We start from the raw sequence: 13,858 nt of genomic DNA, 5'->3' as shown, positions 1-13,858 counted from the left end.
GTCCCGGTCGGGTCGCCCGCCGGGCTCGCCACGACCGTCCGCACGGCGTCCAGGCAGGCCACGGCCAGCATGCCACGACTGGGCGGCGGGGGTGCCGGGTGCCGGGCGGAGGTCCGCGCGGACGCCGGCGGCGGCCCCGGCCGGGACGTCGGATTACAGGCCGGCACCGGCACCAAATGGGTGTCAGACCCGATGGTCGATCGGCATCCCGGCCGGCTGAACTTGCAGCACGAGGCCGGCAGACGCCCGGCCCGCGACCCCGCCACCCTCCCCGGCGGCCCCTTCCGGCGACCTCCCGTCGCCGGGTGGGGCCGTGGTCGCTGACCCCACCGGAGGTACTCGTGACCGCAGTGCTGGTGCCGCCCGCACCGACGACCCCGCCCGCCGCGCCACCCGAAGGCACGCACCGCGGCCGGCACGGCCCGCCGGGCCGGCGCCCGTGAGCGCCTGGCCCGCGATCGCCGCCACCCTGATCTTCGCGGTGGCGTTCATGTTCATCGCCACCGAGAAGATCAACCGGGTGGCGGTGGTGCTGGGGGCCGCTGGCCTGATGGCCCTGCTCGGCCTGGTGCCCGGCTCGGACGTGTTCTACTCGCACCACGCGGGGATCGACTGGGACGTCATCTTCCTGCTCTTCGGCATGATGATCATCGTCGGAGTGGTCAAGCAGACCGGCGTCTTCGAGTTCCTGGCGATCTGGGCGGCGCAACGCTCCCAGGGGCGGCCGTACCGGCTGATGGCGCTGCTGGTCGGGATCACCGGCCTCGCCTCCCCGTTCCTGGACAACGTCACCACCGTCATGCTGGTCGCCCCGATCACCATCTCGGTCTGCCGGCGGCTGGGCATCTCCGCCGCCCCGTACCTGATCGCCGAGGTGCTGGCGTCCAACATCGGCGGCGCCGCGACCCTCATCGGCGACCCGCCGAACATCATCATCGGCAGCCGCGCCGGGCTGAGCTTCAACGACTTCCTGGTGCACATGGCCCCGATCACCGTGGTGATGTTCCTGGCCTTCCTGGTGCTGGCCCGGTTCATGTTCCGGCGGTCGTTCGAGTACCATCCGGAGCGGTTCGCGGCGGTCCGCGACATGGACGCCCGCGCCGCGATCACCGACCCGGCCATGCTGACCCGCTGCCTGGTCGTGCTGGTGCTGGTGATGGTCGGCTTCGCGCTGCACACCGTGACCGGGGTGGACGTGGCGGTCGTGGCCCTGCTCGGCGCCGGGGTGATGGTGCTGGTCACCCGGGCCGACACCGCGAAGTACCTGGCCGAGGTCGAGTGGCCGACGCTGACGTTCTTCCTGGGCCTGTTCGTGATGGTCGCCGGGCTGACCGAGACCGGGGTCATCGAGCAGGTCGGGCAGTGGGCGACCGGCGCCATCGGGGACAGCTGGTTCGCCGGCGCGACCAGCCTCATCTTCGGCTCGGCGGTGCTCGGCGCGTTCTTCGACAACATCCCGTACACGGCGACGATGGCACCCATCGTGGCGGACATCGCCAGCCAGGCCGACCCGCAGACCGGGCAGGCGCTGTGGTGGTCCTTCGCCCTCGGCGCCGACCTCGGCGGCAACGGCACCGCCGTCGCGGCCAGCGCCAACATCGTCGTGCTGGGCATCGCTGCCCGCGCCGGCGAACCGATCAGCTTCTGGCAGTTCACCCGGTACGGCATCGCCACCACGGTGCTGACCACGCTGATCGCCTGGGGCTACGTGTGGCTGCGCTACTTCGCATGAGGCGAACGGGAGCGGAGAGGGGGCCGCGGTGACCCTGACCCAGCTGTACGTGACGCTGGCCATCGGCACCAGCGTCCTCCTGGTCAGCGTCGCCGCGGCCCGGCTCGCCGCCCGGCTGGGCATGCCCGTGCTGCTGGCGTACCTCGGGGTGGGTTTGCTGCTCGGCCAGGACGGGCTCGGCCTGCCGTTCGACGACGCCGCCCTGGCCCAGGCGCTGGGCATGGCCGCGCTCGCGGTGATCCTGGTGGAGGGCGGCCTGACCACCGACGTGAAAGACGTCCGGCCGGTGCTGGCGCCCGCGACCGTGCTCGCCACGCTCGGGGTGCTGACCAGCGTCGGGGTCACCGCGGCGGCGGCGTACCTGCTGCTGGACGTCGGCTGGCAGATGGCGCTGCTGCTCGGCGCGATCGTCTCCTCCACCGACGCCGCGGCGGTCTTCGCCGTGCTGCGGGCCGTGCCGCTGCCGAAGCGGCTCACCAGCCTGGTGGAGGCCGAGTCCGGCCTCAACGACGCGCCCACGTTCATCCTGGTGCTCACCTTCAGCGCCGCCACCCTGGAGGCGGTGCAGCCGCTGCCGCTGCTGGTCGCGATGCTCTTCCAGCTCGCCGCCGGCGGCGTGATCGGCCTGCTCATCGGCACGGTCGGGGTCTGGCTGCTGCGCCGGCTCACGCTGCCCACCTCCGGGCTGCACCCGATCGCGATCGTGGGTTGCGGTGTGCTCGCCTACGCCGTGGCCGGGCTGACCCAGACCAGCGGCTTCCTCGCCGCGTACCTGGCCGGCCTGGTGCTCGGCAACGCCGGCCTGCCGCACCGGCGGGCCACCCGCTCGGTCGCCGAAGGGCTGGGCTGGATCGCCCAGATCGGCCTGTTCGTCATGCTCGGCCTGCTGGTCACGCCGAGCGAACTGCCCGGGAGCGTGGTGCCCGCGCTGGTGGTCGGCGCCGCCCTGCTGCTGATCGCCCGGCCCGCGTCGGTGCTGGTGTCGCTGGCCGCCTTCCGGGTCCCGCTGCGCGAACAGGTCTTCCTGTCCTGGGCCGGGCTGCGCGGGGCGGTGCCGATCGTGCTGGCCACCATCCCGGTGGTCACCGGCGCGCCCGGCAGCGACCAGGTGTTCAACGTCGTGTTCCTGCTGGTCGTCGTCTTCACCGTGATCCAGGCGCCGGCCCTGCCCTGGCTGGCCCGGCGGCTGCGGCTCGCGCCGCACCGCCTCGGGCCCGACCTGCAGGTCGAACTGGCGCCGCTGGACGCCATGGACGCCGACCTGATCCACGTCACGGTCGAGCCCGGCTCCCGGTTGCAGGGCGTCTACCTGCCCGAACTACGGCTGCCGCCGCCGGCCGCGACCACCCTGGTGGTACGCGGGCCGGACACCTTCGTGCCCGACCGGCACACCCGGCTGCGCCTCGGGGACCAACTCGTCGTGCTCACCACCCCCCGGGTGCGGGAGGCCACCGAGCGGCGACTGCGGGCCGTCGCCCGGGCCGGTCGGCTGGCCGGCTGGTTCGGCGAGACCGGGCACCCGGAGCCCACCCCGACAGCGAACAGGAGATGACCATGCAGATCGAACGCACCGCGTTGCCCGGCATCGGGATCGGCTACACCCTGCACACCGTCGAGGGGCGCTCGCTCGGCGTGCTGCACCACCACGGCGGACGGCGCGATCTGCTCCTCTACGCGCCTGGCGACCCGGACACCGTCGAGCGGTCGGTGAGCCTCACCCCCGCCGAGGCGCGGGAACTGGCCGAACTGCTGCACCCGGTCGCCACCATCGACCACGTCCCCGACCTGGAACAGCGGGCCGGGAAGCTGACAGTGGCGGCCGTGCCGGTCACCGCCGTCTCCCCGCACCGCGGCCGGGTGCTGCGCGACGTGGTCGCTGACGTTCCCGGCGTCACCGTGGTCGCGCTGCTGCGGGACGGGCGGACGATCACCGCGCCCGGACCGGAGCGCCGGCTCGCGCACGGTGACGCGCTGCTGGTGGCCGGCACCCCGGAGGGCGTCGGTGCGCTGAGCCGCCGGATCACCCCCGCCGAGCCATGACTCGACCGCGGGTACCTGCCAGAGGATGTCAGGTACCTGCGGCAGGCTGGCGGGCATGACAGCGACAGCCGATCTCGCCATGGTCAACCTCGACAGCTCCGACCCCGCCGCGCACGCGGCGTTCTACCACCGGGTGCTCGGCTGGGAGGTGACCCACAGCCAGCCCGAGTACGCCATGATCAGCAGCGGTGGTGTGGCCATCGGCTTCGGGCTGGTCGAGGGCTACCGCCCGCCGTCCTGGCCGGACCCCTCCGGTGCCAAGCGCTACCACCTCGACCTGTACGTCGACGACCTGGCGGTGGCCGAGAAGGAGTTCCTGGCCGCGGGGGCGTCGAAGCCGGAGTTCCAGCCCGGCGACGGGCGGTGGGTGGTGCTGGTGGACCCGATCGGGCAGCCGTTCTGCATCTGCCCCCGCCCGCAGGGCTGAACCCGGCACGCCGGCGGTCCCGGTCCGTCAGCCGCGCCGGCGGGACCGGGCCGCCCAGATCACGTACGCCGGGTCGCGGTCGAGGTTGTGCCGGTCCCGGTCGTAGCGGCGGGTGGTGCGCGGGTCGGCGTGCCCCATCGCGTCCTGGACGTCCTCCAGCGGGACGCCCTCGGCGCGGGCGGTGGTGACGAAGGCGTGCCGCAGCGAGTGTGGCGACAGCTGCGCCCAGGCCGGGATGCCGGCGGCTCGGGCCAGCCGGCGCACCAGCCGGAACACCGAGTGCCGGTCGAGCCGGGCGCCGCTGGCGGTGACCAGCAGCGGCCCGGTCAGCTCGGTCACCGGCACTTGCTGCGCGGCGGCCCGCTGGGCCAGGTAGGCGTCCACGGCGTACGCGGTGCCGGGGGTGAGCGCCCGGCGGCGGGCCTTGCCGCCCTTGCCGACGAACCGGACGCTGCGGTGCCCCCGCTCGGCGCCCAGGTCGGCCAGGTCCAGCGAGACCAGTTCGCCGACCCGCAGCCCGAGGTCGGCCAGGAGCGCGATCGCGGCGCGGTTGCGCGCCGCGGTGGGCCCGGTGTCGGCCTCGGCGGCGGCGAGCAGTGCGTCGACCTCCTCCGGGGTGAGCCCGACGGTGGCCGAGTGGTCCCGGTCGATGCGCGGCCGGTCCGCGCCGGCCACCGGGTTGGCCGCCACCGCCCCGAGCTTGACCAGGAAGTCGTACCAGCTGGACAGCGCGGAGAGCTTGCGGGCCACGGTGGCCGGGGTCAGCGGGCGGCCGCTGCGCGCCGCCAGGGTCGACTCCAGCGTCCGGCCGTACTCGTTGACGTGCAGGAAGTTCGCCCGCAGCGGGTCCATCTCCCGGGCGGCGCACCAGGCCAGCCAGCCGGCGATGTCCCGCCGGTACGCCTGCCGGGTGTGCTCGCTGAGCCGCCGGTTGCGCAGCCACGCCTCGGTGAAGTCGGTGGAACCCCCCGGTAGGGCGGGCGGAGCCGACGGGCGGGGCAGCGCCGGGGCGCCCGGGGAGATCATGTGAAAAAGGTTCTCAGCTCGGGGTGGGATTCGCGACGAGGCGCGCCCGACCGGTTTCCGACACACCCCGTCGCCCGGCACCGCCGCCGTTGCCGGGCCGGGGGTACGGTCGGGCGGTGCGCGCGAGTCGGCTGGTGTCCCTGCTGCTGCTCCTGCAGACCCGGGGCCGGATGACCGCGCAGGAGCTGGCCGACGCCCTGGAGGTGTCGGTACGCACCGTCTACCGGGACGTCGAGTCGCTCGGCGCCGCCGGCGTCCCGGTCTACGCCGACCGTGGCCCGGCCGGCGGCTACCGCCTGCTGGACGGCTACCGGACCCGGCTGACCGGGCTCACCGCCGACGAGGCGCAGGCGCTGTTCCTGACCGGCATGCCGGGCCCGGCGGCCGAGCTGGGGCTCGGCTCGGTGCTGGCCACCGCCGAGCTGAAGCTGCGCGCCGCGTTGCCCGCCGAGCTGGCCGATCGCGGCGAGCGGATCCGGCAGCGGTTCCACCTCGACGCGCCGACCTGGTTCCGGGAGCCGGAACCGACCCCGCACCTGGCCGCGTTGGCCCGGGCGGTGTGGGAGGACCGCCGGGTCGAGGTGCGCTACCGGCGGTGGAAGGCGCCCCGGGAGGTGACCCGGGTGCTCGCGCCGCTCGGCGTGGTACTCAAGGCCGGCCGCTGGTACCTGGTCGCCGACGTCGGGGGCGACGTGCGCACCTACCGGGTCGGGGCGGTGCTCGACCTGGCCGTCCTCGACGAGCACTTCGACCGGCCCGACGGCTTCGACCTGGGCCGCTGCTGGCAGGAACACGCCGACCGCTACGAGCGCGGCGTCTACCGGGCCGAGGCGACGGTACGGATGACCATGGCGGCGCTGGAGCTGACCGGGTACGTCTTCCCGCCGGCGATGGCCCGGGCGGCCCGGGCGGCGGCCGGCCCGCCCGACGAGCACGGCTGGCTGCGCACCACCGTGCCGATCGAGTCGGTCCGGCACGGCCACATCGAGCTGCTGAAGCTCGGCGCGGAGGCGGAGGTGCTGGCTCCGGCGGAGCTGCGGGAGCGGTTCGTCGGCACCGCCCGGGCGCTGGCCGCGCTCTACCCGCCAGCGTCCGAAGGGTGCCCGGACCCGCCGCGGGGCGGGTCCGGCGTACCGGAACCCGCCCCGGAAGCGGTCAGGCGTTGATCTGCTTGCGGCCGTTGCCGTTGGCGGTGATGCTGATCCGCCGCGGCTTGGCCCGCTCGGCGATCGGGATGCGCAGCGTCAGCACCCCGTTGTCGTAGCCGGCCTCGAGCTTGTCGGTGTCGAGGGCGTCGCCGAGGAACAGCTGCCGGCTGAAGATGCCCATCGGGCGCTCGGCGGCGACGAGCTCGACCTTGTCGCCGGTGGGCCGGCGGCGCTCGGCGCGGACGGTCAGCACGTTGCGCTCCACAGTGCAGTCGATGCTGTCCGGGTCGACGCCGGGCAGGTCGAACGCGGCGTAGAAGTAGTCGCCGTCGCGGTAGGCGTCCACGTGCATCGTGGCCGGACGGGCGGCGGTGCCGAAGAACTGCTCGGCGAGCCGGTCGATCTCACGGAACGGGTCGGTGCGCATCAGCATGGTCGTGCCTCCTCGGTTCTCCTGGCCGAAGGTTTCAGGTTGAGTCTGGACGACTCAACTTCCTCCTCCGTAATAGCGCGGGAAACGACAGTCGTCAACTCGGCAGCAGCTTTGGACAGGGCGCGGGCCTCGACCAGGTCGCTGCGGGTGTCCGGCGGGATCGTTTCGCCCGACGAACGATCAGGCGCCGGTGCGCCAGTAGACGCCTTGGTCCCGGGCGAGCAGGCACTCGTCGACCAGGTACCGCCGCAGGGTCACGTGGTCCGAGCCGCCACCGGCGCACCAGGCGCGCAGCGTGTCGTCCACCGCCCGCTCCGGGTAGCGCACGCCCGGCTCGAAGCTGCCGGCGATGTGCCCCAGCAGCACCCGGCGTCGGCCGCGCTGCGCCGGCAGGGCGACCAGCACCCCGTCGCGCAGGAACGTGTGCAGGATCCGCTGCTCCGGCTCCTCCGCCGGCCGGGCCGGCGGGTCGGTGCGGGCCGCCTCGCGCAGCCGGTCGGCGTCCACCCGCAGGTCGCTGTCGTCGCCGGTGACCAGGCCGGCGTCGCGCAGCCGGCGGATCGCCGTGACGACCGGCCGCGCCGCCAGCCCGGTCCGGGCGGCCACCGCCGGGGCGTCCGCGGCGCCGAGCACGATCGCCGCGAAGACCTGCCGCCGTACGTCGTCGGCGAGCGCCCCCGCCAGAGCCTGCGTCGTCATGCCGGCCACCCTGCCAGCGCGGGGTACGGCGGCGCGAGGCGATTTCCCGGTCGTCAGTCGGCCGGCCGCTCGGCGACCAGCACCACCCGGCGCAGCAGGTCGGCCAGCAGCCGCCGCTGCTCGGGGTCGAGGGCGGCCAGCAGCCGGTGCTCCTCCGCGCCCCGCACGTCCATGGCGCCCCGCCAGGCGGCCCGGCCGGCGTCGGTGAGCTCGACGTCGACCCGGCGCCGGTCGACGGCCGACGGGATGCGCCGGACGAACCCCCGCCGTGCCAGCGTGTCCACCCGGGCGGTGACCGAGGCGGGCGCTATGGCCAGGTCGCGGGCCAGGTCGGACGGGGCGGCCCGGCCGCCGCGCCCGGCCAGGGCGTGCAGCGTGTCGTACTCGTGGCCCTGCAGGTCGAGCGTCGCCAGCACCCGCTGCTTGACGGTGCGCAGGTGCCGGGTGAGGAACTGCATCCGGGTGACCGCGCCCTCGATGTCGGGGTCGAGGTCGGGCAGGACCGGCAGCCAGCGTTCCACGTGCCGGTCGACCTGATCGCGGGCGGTCATGGCGGACAGCGTACGTCAACAACGAAATATTCGTTGACGAAAGGTTCGACGTCGAAGTAGCTTGCCCGGGTGACCCATCCCCTGCGCGTCCGTTCCTTCCGGCTGCTCTTCCTCAGCCGTACCGTCTCGGCAGTCGGCGACGCCGTGGTGCCCGCCGCCCTCGCCCTGGCCGTGCTCCGCGCGACCGGCTCCCCCGGCGCGCTCGCCCTGGTGCTGGCCTGCGCCACCGTCCCCCGCCTGCTCCTGCTGCCACTCGGCGGCGTGCTCGCCGACCGGTTCGACGCCCGCCGGGTCGCGATCGCGGCCGACCTGGTCCGTTGCGCCGCGCAACTCGTTGTCGGCGTCGAACTCCTCGGCGACCCGGGCCTGACCCCGATCGCGGTGGCCACCGCGGTCGGCGGCGCCGCCGGCGCATTCGCCCTGCCCACCGCCGCACCCCTGGTCGCCGCCACGGTCACCCCGGCCCAGCGGCAACCGGCCAACGCGCTCGTCGGCGTCACCGCCAACGCCAGCCGGCTCGCCGGCCCGGCACTGGCCGGCGCGCTGATCTGGGCCGCCGGGCCGGGCTGGGCCTTCCTGTTCGACGCCGCCTCGTTCGCGGTCAGCGCCGCGCTGCTCGCCGCCGTCCGGATCCGGCACGTGCCGCTGCCCGCCCCGTCCCTGCGCACCGACCTGGCGCACGGCTGGCGGGAGGTACGCGCCCGCGACTGGTACTGGACCAGCCTGGTCGCCCACGGCGTGTGGAACGGCGCCGCCGCCGTGCTGATGACCCTCGGGCCCGCGGTGGCCGTGCACCGACTCGGCGGCGAGGGCGTCTGGGTGCTGCTGCTGCAGGCCGGGGCGGTCGGCATGCTCGCCGGTTCGCTGCTGGCCGCGCGGGTGCGGCCGCGCCGCCCGGTGCTGCTGGCCAACCTCGCCCTGGCCGGGTACGCGGCGCCGCTGGCGCTGCTGGCTGTCGCCGCCCCCGCCCCGCTGGTGATCGCCGCGTACGGGCTGGCGCTTACCGCCCTCGGCTACCTCAACCCGGTCTGGGAGACCGTCGTGCAGCACGAGTTCCCGCCGCAGGTGCTCGCCCGGGTCACCTCGTACGACTGGCTGGTCTCGCTGGCCGCGACGCCGCTCGGCTACGCCCTCGCACCGGTCGCGGCACGGGCCTTCGGCGACCCCGCGCCGCTGCTCACGGCCGGCCTGCTGGTGCTGGTGGCCTGCGCCGGCACCGCGGCCGTGCCGGGCGTACGCCGACTGACCCTGGCCCCGCGCGACGACCTGGCGGCCGCCGCGCGGTGACCCGGCGCGGGTGCGGGCTGGCTCATAGCGGGTGCCCGGTGGTGGCGTCCACGTGGTCGGGCACCGGGTCGTGCCGGTCCCCGACGCTGGACGTGCCGGACGGCTCGAACATCAGGATCGACGCGCCGCCCGGCGACGACGGGCGGTGCGCCACCCCGCGCGGTACCACGTGGACGGACCCGCGCGGCAGCACCACCTCCCGCTCCGCGCCGCCCTCCCCGTCACGCGACGCGATGCGCAACTCGCCCTCCAGCACCAGGAAGAACTCGTCGGTGTCGTCGTGGGTGTGCCAGACGTGCTCGCCGGCCACCTTGGCGATCCGCACGTCGTAGTCGTTGACCCGGGTGACGATCCGGGGGCTCCACAGCTGGGTGAACCCGGCCAGCGCGGCGGCCAGGTCGATCGGCTCGGCTCTCATCCGTCCATCCTGCCCGGCCGGGCCGCCCCCGTCAGCCCGCGTCGCGGAGCAGCCAGTGGTGGCACCGGCGGGCGATGATGGGCGGGTGGCCGAACCCGTCACCGACGTCACCGACCGCGCCCCCGACGAGCCGACCGCGCCGGAACAGCCACCCGCGCCCGGTCCGCGCGCCCGCGGTCCGTGGCTGGTCGCCGCCGCCACGAGCACGGTGCTGCTGCTGCTCGCCACCCGCTACGGCTACCACCGCGACGAGCTGTACTTCCTGCTCTGCGGCCGGCACCTCGACTGGGGCTACGTCGACCAGGGCCCGCTGGCGCCGGCGCTGGCCCGGCTCGCCGACACCGTCGCCCCGGGCAGCCTGCTCGCGCTGCGGACGCCGTCGGCGCTGATCGCCGGCGCCGCGGTGCTGCTCACCGCGGCAATCGCCCGCGAACTCGGCGCCGGCCGGGGTGGGCAGACCTTCGCCGCGTTCCTCGCCGCCACCTCCGGCATCGTCCTCGCTCCCGGGCACCTGCTCAGCACCACCACCGTCGACCTGCTGGTCTGGCTGGCCGCGGCGTGGTGCGCGGTCCGGCTGCTGCGTACCGGCGACAGCCGCTGGGCGCTCGGCGTCGGGCTGGCCCTCGGCGTCGGGATGCTCAACAAGCTGCTGCCCGCCCTGCTCGCGGCCGGGCTGCTGGCCGGGGTGGCCGTCGCCGGGCCGCGCCGGCTGCTGCGTGACCGCTGGGTGCTCGCCGCCGCCGCGCTGGCCGCGCTGCTCGCCGCGCCCACCCTGAGCTGGCAGGCCACCCACGGGTTCCCGCAGCTGTCGGTGGCCGCCTCGATCGCCGGCGGGGACAGCTCCTACAGCGGTCGCCTCGACGCGCTCGTGCTGCAGTTCGTCATCATCAGCCCGTACGCGGTGCCGATCTGGGTGGCCGGGCTGGTGGCGCTGCTGCGCCGACCACGGTGGCGGGCGTACCGGGCGGTGGGCTGGGCGTGGCTGGTGGTCGTCGCCGTGGTGCTGGCCGCCGGTGGCAAGGGCTACTACGACGCGCCCCTGCTGCTGGTGCTCACCGCCGCCGGCGCGGTGGTCGCCGCCGGTTGGGCGGCCCGGGCCCGGTGGCGGCCCGGCCTGCTGGCGGCCGGCGCCGCGCTGACCGTCGCCGGCAGCGCGGTGCTCCTGCTGCCCACCCTGCCGGCGCAGCGGCTGCCCGACGTGGTCGTCGCTGTCAACTACGACGCCGGCGAGACGATCGGCTGGCCCGCGTTCGCCGACTCGCTCGCCACCGTCCACCGTGGCCTGCCCGCCGGTCAGCGGGCGCGGGCCGTGATCCTCACCGGCAACTACGGCGAGGCGGGCGCGGTGGCCCGCTACGGGCCGGCCCGCGGGCTGCCCGCCGCCTACTCCGGCCACAACAGCATGGCCGACTTCGGCCGCCCGCCGGAGAACGCCGACGTGGTGATCGCCGTCGGGTGGCAGCGCCCGGACCGGCTGCGCGGCTGGTTCACCGAGGTCACCCTGGCCGGGCGGGTGGACCAGCGGGTCGAGGTGGACAACGACGAGAACGGCGGCCCGATCTGGGTCTGCCGGGGGCTGCGGCGCCCGTGGGCGCAGTTCTGGGACGCCGAGGTACGCCACCGCGGCTGACCCGGGCGCCGTCGCGGCCCGGCCGGCGGTTCACTCCCCCGTCGGGCCGCCCGCCAGTTCGGCGACGATGTCCAGGTGCCCGAGATGGCGGGCGTACTCCTGGACCAGGTGGAACAGCACCCGCTCCAGGGTCGCCGGGTCGGCGCCGTCCCACCGCGGGCCGGGCGCGCCGACCGCCGCCAGGTCGTTGCCGCTCACCACGGCGGTGGTGTGCGCGCCCTGCGCGCGCAGCGCCGCCACCAGGTCGTCGCGGGTCTCCTCGGCGGCGACGTGCCAGCGGTCGCCGCGCCGGTCCCCCCACGGCTCGGCGACGTCCCGGCCCTGGAACCCCCACTCGATCCAGCGCAGCTCCACGAACCGCAGGTGCTTCACCAGCTCCAGCGGGGTCCAGCCGGACGCCACCCGGCTGCGCCGCACCTCCTCCTCGGGCAGCGCGCACACCTTGGCCAGCAGGCTCTCCCGGAAGTAGTCGAGGTAGCGCAGGAACACCCCGGCACGGCTGGCCGCCGGGGCGGTGGGCTCGGGAAACGGCATCGTCACCGGGCCATTGTCCGTCGCGCACGGCGGCGGCGGTCAGGGCGCCCTCCACCGCGGCGGGGCACGTGGTGATCAGCCGGCCGGGGCGCGGATACCGGAGCTGCGCGGCGGCGCCGGGTGCGGCAGAGTGGCACCCGACGAACCGAGGGCGGCCCACCGGGCCGGCGAGAGAAGGCGGTGGCCGTGGAGGGTTCGACCGGGGTGGTGTTCCCGAAGACCGACGCCGGGCGCAGCACCTCCGCGCTCGGCCGGGCGGTCGTCGCCGACGCCCTGCGCGCCGTCGACCCGGTCGGGGCCCGCTCGGCCGAGCACGAGACCAACTGGCGGCACGGCTACCTCGGGCACTTCCGGCGACTCGTCGAGGCCGGCCTGCTCTCCCGGGACGCTGCCGTGACGATCGCCCGGGACGGGCTCGCCGCGCTGCACCGCCGGATGACCGTGGTCCGCGACGACGGCACCGAGATCGGCCTGGACCAGCTCTTCACCACCCCGGGCGGCGACGCGCCGCTGGACACCGCGACGGTCACCGGCACCGGCGACCCCGACCGCGAGCTGACGCTGCCCTACCGGGGCCGGCGGCTGCGCGGCGACGAGCTGCTGCGCCGGCTCGACGCCTGGGTCACCGCCGGCGTCGTCGAGCCGTCCTGCGCCGAGGCGGTACGCGCCGTCGCGGCCAACCCGGACTGGCTCGACCTGCGCGACCAGCGCGTCGTCGTGCTCGGCGCGGGCGCCGAGATGGGTCCGCTGCCGTCCGTGCTGCGCTGGGGCGGCGACGTGGTCGCGGTGGACCTGCCCCGGCCGGAGATCTGGCGGCGGCTGCTGCAGACCGCCCACCGCCACGGCGGGCGGCTGCACGTGCCGGTGCCCGCCGGCACCGACGACGCCGCGCTCGCCGAGCACGCCGGCGCCGACCTGCTGCACCGCCTGCCGCAGGTCGCCGACTGGCTGCTCGGTGTCGACGGCCGGCTCGTGCTCGGCAACTACGTCTACGCCGACGGCGCCACCAACGTCCGGGTCGCCACGGCGGTCGACGCGCTCACCCACCACCTGCAGGAGCGCCGCGACGACGTGGCGCTGGCCTTCCTGGCCACCCCCACCGACGTCTTCGCCGTCCCCGGCGACGCGGTACGCCACGCCGAGCGCGGCTACGCGGCCCGCGGCATGCTCCGCCGGTCGCTGCGGGTGGCCTCCGGCGGCCGGCTGCTGCACCGCAACTACCCGCCGGACGCCGACCCCGGCGTCAACGACAGCCTCGTCCCGCAGCAGGGTCCCAACTACGCGCTGGCCAAGCGGTTGCAGCGGTGGCGGGCGACGGTGGCCCGGGACGCCGGGGCGACCGTGTCGTTCAAGGTGGCGCCGCCCACCCGCACCCGCTCGGTGCTGCGCAACCGGGCGCTCGCCGCCGCGTACGCGGGCGCGCACCGGTTCGGCATCGAGGTGTTCGAGCCGGCCACCAGCAACACCCTGATGGCCGCGCTGCTGGTGCACGACCTGCGCACCGGCGCGCCGGCCCAGCCGCACCCGTGGCAGGACGAGGCGTACGGCGCCGCGCACGGCGGGCTGTGGCGCGTGCCGAACGCCCCGCGCAGCGCCCTGGGCCTGGCCGTGCTGCTCGGCCTCGGTGGCGCGCGGACCTGACCCGCCGCGGCGCGGCCAGCCGGCCGGCACACCCCGACCGGCATCGGGTGCCGGCGGACCGGACAACGCCCGCCGCTGTTCCGGCGGTACGGCCGTCACGCCTCGGTCGGCTCGCCGGGCGCCGCGGCCCGGGCGGACGTGGGGTCGACCTCCGCCCGCAGGGTGACCGTGCGGTCGGTGTGCTCGACCGCGAACAGGGTGCCGGGCGGGAACGCCGCCAGCGTCTCCGGCGGCAACTGGAGGGTGCCGTCCCCGGCCACCACGGCGTACTCCCGGCCGTCCCGCCCCTCGG

14 protein-coding genes and 1 pseudogene are annotated in these 13,858 nt (G+C 75.6%); 8 read left to right on the top strand and 7 right to left on the bottom strand.

What is annotated here, in order from left to right; translation table 11 throughout:
- Window positions 1-439: 439 nt before the first annotated feature.
- Genes DLJ47_RS09480 through DLJ47_RS09465 form a run of 4 tightly spaced genes read left to right on the top strand, consistent with a single transcriptional unit; the run spans window position 440 to window position 4,199 of the window.
- The gene (locus DLJ47_RS09480) at window positions 440-1,732 is read left to right on the top strand and encodes an SLC13 family permease (protein WP_233257741.1); all 1,293 of its coding nucleotides are present in this window, start codon (window positions 440-442) and stop codon (window positions 1,730-1,732) included.
- Between the two features lie 28 nt (window positions 1,733-1,760).
- Window positions 1,761-3,284: a potassium/proton antiporter gene (locus DLJ47_RS09475; protein WP_109899678.1), complete on the top strand. Its 1,524-nt coding sequence runs from the start codon at window positions 1,761-1,763 to the stop codon at window positions 3,282-3,284.
- A gap of 2 nt (window positions 3,285-3,286) precedes the next feature.
- Entirely contained in the window at window positions 3,287-3,772 is a 486-nt protein-coding gene (locus DLJ47_RS09470) for a cation:proton antiporter regulatory subunit (protein ID WP_109899677.1), read from the top strand.
- Window positions 3,773-3,827: 55 nt separating this feature from the next.
- The gene (locus tag DLJ47_RS09465) at window positions 3,828-4,199 is read left to right on the top strand and encodes a VOC family protein (RefSeq protein ID WP_109899676.1); all 372 of its coding nucleotides are present in this window, start codon (window positions 3,828-3,830) and stop codon (window positions 4,197-4,199) included.
- A gap of 27 nt (window positions 4,200-4,226) precedes the next feature.
- Here DLJ47_RS09465 and DLJ47_RS09460 read toward each other — a convergent pair whose 3' ends face one another.
- A complete protein-coding gene (locus tag DLJ47_RS09460; protein WP_109899675.1) occupies window positions 4,227-5,225 on the bottom strand; it encodes a tyrosine-type recombinase/integrase in 999 nt (332 codons plus the stop codon).
- A gap of 116 nt (window positions 5,226-5,341) precedes the next feature.
- On the opposite strand from DLJ47_RS09460, the gene DLJ47_RS09455 reads away from it, so the two are divergent.
- Complete coding sequence (locus DLJ47_RS09455) at window positions 5,342-6,391, top strand: helix-turn-helix transcriptional regulator (RefSeq protein ID WP_109899674.1); 1,050 nt, start codon at window positions 5,342-5,344, stop codon at window positions 6,389-6,391.
- Here the strand turns inward: DLJ47_RS09455 and DLJ47_RS09450 are convergent.
- The 3 genes from DLJ47_RS09450 to DLJ47_RS09440 form a co-directional block, all read right to left on the bottom strand.
- Window positions 6,381-6,806, bottom strand: coding sequence for an Hsp20/alpha crystallin family protein (locus DLJ47_RS09450; RefSeq protein ID WP_109899673.1), 426 nt, complete (start codon window positions 6,804-6,806; stop codon window positions 6,381-6,383). The two genes, DLJ47_RS09455 and DLJ47_RS09450, sit on opposite strands and share 11 nt — an antisense overlap.
- A 180-nt stretch (window positions 6,807-6,986) precedes the next feature.
- Window positions 6,987-7,505: a DUF2087 domain-containing protein gene (locus tag DLJ47_RS09445; RefSeq protein WP_109899672.1), complete on the bottom strand. Its 519-nt coding sequence runs from the start codon at window positions 7,503-7,505 to the stop codon at window positions 6,987-6,989.
- A 53-nt stretch (window positions 7,506-7,558) separates the two neighbouring features.
- Complete coding sequence (locus tag DLJ47_RS09440) at window positions 7,559-8,056, bottom strand: MarR family winged helix-turn-helix transcriptional regulator (protein WP_109899671.1); 498 nt, start codon at window positions 8,054-8,056, stop codon at window positions 7,559-7,561.
- Window positions 8,057-8,125: 69 nt separating this feature from the next.
- Between DLJ47_RS09440 and DLJ47_RS09435 the strand changes: the two genes are divergently transcribed.
- Window positions 8,126-9,343, top strand: a complete 1,218-nt coding sequence (locus DLJ47_RS09435; RefSeq protein ID WP_109899670.1) for an MFS transporter — start codon at window positions 8,126-8,128, stop codon at window positions 9,341-9,343.
- A 22-nt stretch (window positions 9,344-9,365) separates the two neighbouring features.
- On the opposite strand, the gene DLJ47_RS09430 is transcribed toward DLJ47_RS09435, so the two are convergent.
- A complete protein-coding gene (locus DLJ47_RS09430) occupies window positions 9,366-9,761 on the bottom strand; it encodes a cupin domain-containing protein (protein ID WP_109899669.1) in 396 nt (131 codons plus the stop codon).
- A gap of 85 nt (window positions 9,762-9,846) precedes the next feature.
- Here DLJ47_RS09430 and DLJ47_RS09425 point away from each other — a divergent pair, with 85 nt between their 5' ends.
- Window positions 9,847-11,391 carry an ArnT family glycosyltransferase gene (locus DLJ47_RS09425; protein ID WP_109899668.1) on the top strand — a complete coding sequence of 515 codons (1,545 nt, stop codon included), beginning with the start codon at window positions 9,847-9,849 and terminating at the stop codon, window positions 11,389-11,391.
- A gap of 30 nt (window positions 11,392-11,421) precedes the next feature.
- Here the strand turns inward: DLJ47_RS09425 and DLJ47_RS09420 are convergent, their stop codons facing one another.
- Window positions 11,422-11,925 (bottom strand): DinB family protein, encoded by a 504-nt coding sequence (locus DLJ47_RS09420; protein ID WP_233257742.1) that lies wholly within the window; start codon window positions 11,923-11,925, stop codon window positions 11,422-11,424.
- A 186-nt stretch (window positions 11,926-12,111) separates the two neighbouring features.
- Here DLJ47_RS09420 and DLJ47_RS09415 point away from each other — a divergent pair, with 186 nt between their 5' ends.
- A complete protein-coding gene (locus DLJ47_RS09415; protein ID WP_109899679.1) occupies window positions 12,112-13,566 on the top strand; it encodes a nucleotidyltransferase family protein in 1,455 nt (484 codons plus the stop codon).
- 95 nt (window positions 13,567-13,661) lie between these two features.
- Here the strand turns inward: DLJ47_RS09415 and DLJ47_RS09410 are convergent.
- Window positions 13,662-13,858 (bottom strand): annotated as a pseudogene (locus DLJ47_RS09410) (hypothetical protein); the annotation flags it as partial.

It is taken from the genome of Micromonospora sp. S4605 (genome assembly GCF_003176715.1).
Classification (GTDB): Bacteria; Actinomycetota; Actinomycetes; order Mycobacteriales; family Micromonosporaceae; genus Micromonospora; species Micromonospora echinaurantiaca.
Note: the sequence above shows the minus strand (reverse complement) of the source record. Positions and strands in the feature narration are given on the sequence as shown.

Excerpts from the sequence above, each read along its gene's own strand:
- DLJ47_RS09450 (WP_109899673.1), bottom strand. The coding sequence starts at position 6,806 with ATGCTGATGCGCACCGACCCGTTCCGTGAGATCGACCGGCTCGCCGAG.
- DLJ47_RS09460 (WP_109899675.1), bottom strand. The coding sequence starts at position 5,225 with ATGATCTCCCCGGGCGCCCCGGCGCTGCCCCGCCCGTCGGCTCCGCCC.
- DLJ47_RS09470 (WP_109899677.1), top strand. The coding sequence starts at position 3,287 with ATGCAGATCGAACGCACCGCGTTGCCCGGCATCGGGATCGGCTACACC.
- DLJ47_RS09445 (WP_109899672.1), bottom strand. The coding sequence starts at position 7,505 with ATGACGACGCAGGCTCTGGCGGGGGCGCTCGCCGACGACGTACGGCGG.
- DLJ47_RS09440 (WP_109899671.1), bottom strand. The coding sequence starts at position 8,056 with ATGACCGCCCGCGATCAGGTCGACCGGCACGTGGAACGCTGGCTGCCG.
- DLJ47_RS09465 (WP_109899676.1), top strand. The coding sequence starts at position 3,828 with ATGACAGCGACAGCCGATCTCGCCATGGTCAACCTCGACAGCTCCGAC.
- DLJ47_RS09420 (WP_233257742.1), bottom strand. The coding sequence starts at position 11,925 with ATGCCGTTTCCCGAGCCCACCGCCCCGGCGGCCAGCCGTGCCGGGGTG.
- DLJ47_RS09430 (WP_109899669.1), bottom strand. The coding sequence starts at position 9,761 with ATGAGAGCCGAGCCGATCGACCTGGCCGCCGCGCTGGCCGGGTTCACC.